Origin of the sequence: Collimonas sp. (genome assembly GCF_044339385.1) — a bacterium.
Lineage (GTDB): Bacteria > Pseudomonadota > Gammaproteobacteria > Burkholderiales > Burkholderiaceae_D > Collimonas.
The window spans coordinates 1-4,427 of the sequence record NZ_JBIIVN010000187.1; the positions used below are offsets into that span (position 1 = coordinate 1).

Genomic DNA, 4,427 nt, shown 5'->3' on the forward strand with positions numbered 1-4,427 from the left:
AGCATTCGACGCTTGGCTATCGTTCACCCTGCCAGTATTTAGATGACTGGCTCACTGAGCAACATCAGGAAAAACAGGCGGCATAAAAGCCACCTGTTGGACGACGAAAAATCGAGGGAAGCTCAGTCTGGACAGATGGGTCCACTTTATTATCCAGTGGCCTGTGCCATTCCAAAGGTCGAAAATAAGCCCTAAGTTGGCTTCTGTTACAAATTAGCCCAAACGCGGGGTGGCCATCAATTTAAGGCAATTATCAGCAGAACAGAAGGCACTCCCCGGCGCGGGCAAGGTTTCGTTTTTTAGCTTTCCTGCGGCCTCCGCCGCACCAGAGACTCACTCAACAATCCGCAAAGAATAATCCGTAGCCCGCACATCTTTGGTCAAACTACCGATGGAGATCCGGTCAACCCCGGTTTCTGCAATTGCGCGCACAGTGTCCATGTTGATGCCGCCAGAGGCTTCCAGCAAGGCTCTGCCGGCCGTCAGGTTGACCGCATCGCGCATGGCGTCGAGGCTGAAATTGTCTAACAGGACCGAGGTGGCGCCGGCGCGCAGGGCTTCATCGAGCTGCACCAGGTTCTCCACCTCGATCTGAATCGTCACACCGGCGTCCAGACTGAGTGCGACATTCATCGCCGCAGCGATACCGCCGGCTGCGGCGATATGGTTTTCCTTGATCAGGATGCCGTCGTATAAGGCCAGCCGCTGGTTATGGCCGCCACCGACCCGCACCGCATATTTTTGCGCCAGACGCAAGCCCGGCAAGGTCTTGCGGGTGTCAAGAATGTGTGCCTTGGTGTGCGCAATGGCATTAACGTAAATCCGGGTAGCGCTGGCGACACCGGATAGCAGTTGCAAAAAATTCAGCGCCCCGCGCTCTGCGGTCAACAAGGCCCGTGCCGGCGCCTCGATGATGCAGACTTCGCTGTCGGCGCTCATCAAATCGCCCTCGGCATAACGCCATTCAATACGAATGCCGGCATGGAGTTGGCGCATCACCGCTTCAAACCACGGCGCGCCGCACAGCACCGCTTGCTCGCGCACGATCACCCTGGCCCGCACCTGCTCCTGCGCCGGAACCAGCTTGCCGGTGAGGTCGCCGCTGCCGACGTCTTCGGCCAATGCAGTGCGAATATTGTCGTCAAAGGCCGCTTGCAGTGCGGCATCAAAGGGCGCGAAACGATTCTCCAGGTTGCTGGCGAAATTGCCGATGGAAGTACTCATGCTGGGCCGATTCCTGAAAATAGTTTTTGTTCTTGCGCCAGATCGCTGGATGGGCGCACATTGGCTTTGCGTTGCGCGGCAAAGTCGAGCATGCGGTCGATGCACACCACCGCCTTGCGACCGATCTCTGCGTCGACATGGATTTCATTGCTGCCGGATTCCAGCACATCAGCCAGATTCTGCAAGCCATTCATCGCCATCCACGGGCAATGCGCGCAGCTTTTGCAGGTAGCGCTGTTGCCGGCGGTCGGCGCATCGATGAAGCGCTTGCCGGGCGCCGCCATGCGCATCTTGTGCAGGATGCCGTTGTCGGTGGCGACGATGAATTCGTCAGCATCGAGATGCTGCGCGGCGGCGATCAATTGCGTAGTCGAGCCGACCACATCGGCCTGCGCCACCACGGCTTCCGGCGATTCCGGATGCACCAGGATCTTGGCATTCGGATGTTGCTGGCGCAGCAGTGCCAGCTCAACGCCCTTGAATTCGTCATGTACCAGACAGGAGCCTTGCCACAGCAGCATGTCGGCGCCGGTCTGTTTCTGGATATAGCCGCCAAGATGTTTGTCCGGCGCCCACAGAATCTTCTTCCCCTGCGCGTGCAGGTGGGCGACGATGTCGAGTCCGATAGAAGACGTCACCATCCAGTCGGCGCGCGCTTTGACTGCTGCACTGGTATTGGCGTATACCACCACGGTGCGATCTGGATGCGCATCGCAAAACGCAGAAAACTCATCGGCCGGGCAACCCAGGTCGAGCGAACAGGTGGCGTCCAGGTCGGGCATCAGCACGCGTTTGTGCGGGCTGAGGATTTTTGAGGTTTCACCCATGAACTTGACGCCGGCAACCACCAGTGTCTGGGCTGGATGATCACGGCCGAAACGGGCCATTTCCAGCGAATCGGAGACGCAACCGCCAGTCTCTTCGGCCAGATCCTGCAGATCGGCATCGACATAGTAGTGTGCGACCAGCACCGCTTGCTGCTCTTTCAACAAGCGCTTGATACGCGCTTTGAGCGCGATTTTCTGTTCTGGAGAAGGGATGTCAGGGACGCGAGCCCAGGCATGAGCGGTACAGCTATTGCCGAGGTCCATTTGCGGCCGCTCGAATTCGACGGTTTTGATGACTTGGGTTTGCATGACAGTGATGGCTGCGGTAGGTGAGTTAATGTAACGCGCTGAGAGCGCAATGATACGACATAAGACGCAACAATATATTCGGAGCGCAATTTAGCAAGCGCGTAATTGGACGCGAATTCTGCCGTCATCTTTGAATGACAGCGCCAACATTGCTTTATTGCAACTCAAATCAACTCCCGTGCTATTTTTTGCAAAAAAACGATAACGGGATGCAACTAAAGGTCTGCGGGGCGCTTAAAAACCGTGTGGCATTTTTGGGGCGATGGCAAGAAAACGGGGAGATCATGATCATTTTTGACAAGACCGAACAAGGACGCGCCGAAATCGCTACCCGCGGCCAGGCTCTCGGACCACGCCTGCGCACATTGCTGCTGGTAGACGGTAAGACCGCCGCTGATGAATTGCTGAGGAAGGTGGCAGGATTGGGCCTTGCTCAGGAACATCTGGATCAGTTGCAACAGGCTGGCCTGATCCAGCGCAGCAACGGCAGCAGTAAAATTAATAATGGCAGCTCCGTAGCCATCACCACGGAGCCGACAACTACCAAAGACATTGCTGCGACGGCAGCACTGCCGCAATCCGCGCCGGAGACCACGCAGCTCTCGGCAGAACAAATTTTACCTCCGGGCCAAACCCAGTTCGAGGCGATTTATCATTTCTACAACGATACGATCAAAAGCATGATCGGCCTGCGCGGCTACGGCTTACAGTTGAAAGTTGAGCGCGCCAGCAGCGTCCAGGATTTTCGTGAACTACGCCAAGCCTATCTGGAAGCCGTACTCAAAGCCAAGGGCGAAGAAATCGCTCGCAGCCTTCGCGGCCGGCTGGACCAGTTGCTGTACTTGGGTGAACGCGGGCCAAGCGGCGCGTAAGACGGGCGAGTTTTTTTGCCCGCACGTGAGCGCGATAACCGGCGTGTGAACGCAGGTGGCAGCGGCATCTTTGTGGAATAAATGCGAGCCTCAGCAGGATGTAGCTACGCTACAGTCTGGCAATAAAAAAAGCGTGGCGGATAACATTCCGCCACGCTTTTTTTACAACGTACGCTCATCTCGCGCACCGTGCTTCTAGCTTCTATTTACTCAATACCCTGGCTGCTCAGGTAATCCTCATAACTACCCTGGAAGTCAACCACTTCGTTTTCTTTAACTCCCAACACCCGGGTCGCCAGCGACGATACGAATTCACGGTCATGCGACACGAAGATCAGCGTACCGGCGTATTTTTCCAGCGCGATGTTGAGCGATTCGATCGACTCCATATCCATGTGGTTGGTCGGCTCGTCGAGCAACAGCACGTTATGCCGACCCAGCATCAGCTTGCCGTACATCATGCGGCCCTTCTCGCCACCGGAGAGTACCTTGACCGATTTTTTGACATCGTCACCGCTGAACAACAAGCGGCCCAGGCTGGAGCGCACGGCCTGGTCGTCGTCACCTTCCTGCGTCCACTGGCCCATCCAGTCGGTCAATGTCTTGTCGGTGGCGAAATCCTCGGTCGGATCTTGCGGCATGTAGCCGACGTTGGCGTTTTCTGCCCAGTTGACCAGACCGCTGTCGGCTTCCAGCCCGGCGATGTCAGCACCGCCGATGCTGCGCAACAGCGTGGTCTTACCGGCACCGTTGGCACCGATGATGGCGATCTTCTCGCCAGCTTCAACCATGATGCTGAAATTCTTGAAAATCGGCCGGTCGTAAGTCTTGCTGATGCTCTGCACTTCCACCGCCAGACGATGCAATTTTTTCTCACCATCGAAGCGAACGAAAGGATTGGCGCGGCTCGACGGCTTGACATCCTCAACCTTGATTTTTTCAATCTGCTTGGCGCGCGAAGTCGCCTGACGTGCCTTCGATTTGTTAGCCGAGAAGCGGCGCACGAAATCCTGCAGTTCCGCAACCTTGTCCTTGGCCTTGGCATTCGCCGACAACTGCTGCGCCCGCGCTTGCGAAGAAGCCAGCATGTAGTCGTCGTAATTACCCGGGTAGACTTTCAATGTGCCGTAATCCATGTCGGCCATGTGAGTACAGACCTGATTCAGGAAGTGACGATCATGGGAGATGATGATCA

The 4,427-nt window shown here is 56.4% G+C and carries 4 protein-coding genes; 1 reads left to right on the plus strand and 3 read right to left on the minus strand.

Annotated features, from left to right (window positions below):
- Positions 1-333 precede the first annotated feature (333 nt).
- Positions 334-1,224 (minus strand): carboxylating nicotinate-nucleotide diphosphorylase, encoded by an 891-nt coding sequence (gene nadC, locus ACIQ0R_RS11465; protein WP_395827468.1) that lies wholly within the window; start codon positions 1,222-1,224, stop codon positions 334-336.
- The gene (nadA, locus tag ACIQ0R_RS11470) at positions 1,221-2,360 is read right to left on the minus strand and encodes a quinolinate synthase NadA (protein ID WP_395827471.1); all 1,140 of its coding nucleotides are present in this window, start codon (positions 2,358-2,360) and stop codon (positions 1,221-1,223) included. The genes nadC and nadA overlap by 4 nt, the downstream gene beginning before the upstream one ends.
- A 284-nt stretch (positions 2,361-2,644) precedes the next feature.
- Between nadA and ACIQ0R_RS11475 the strand changes: the two genes are divergently transcribed.
- Entirely contained in the window at positions 2,645-3,232 is a 588-nt protein-coding gene (locus tag ACIQ0R_RS11475) for a hypothetical protein (RefSeq protein WP_395827474.1), read from the plus strand.
- A 206-nt stretch (positions 3,233-3,438) separates the two neighbouring features.
- On the opposite strand, the gene ACIQ0R_RS11480 is transcribed toward ACIQ0R_RS11475, so the two are convergent.
- Positions 3,439-4,427: ATP-binding cassette domain-containing protein (locus tag ACIQ0R_RS11480; RefSeq protein WP_395827477.1), on the minus strand; the 989-nt coding region annotated here is incomplete at its 5' end.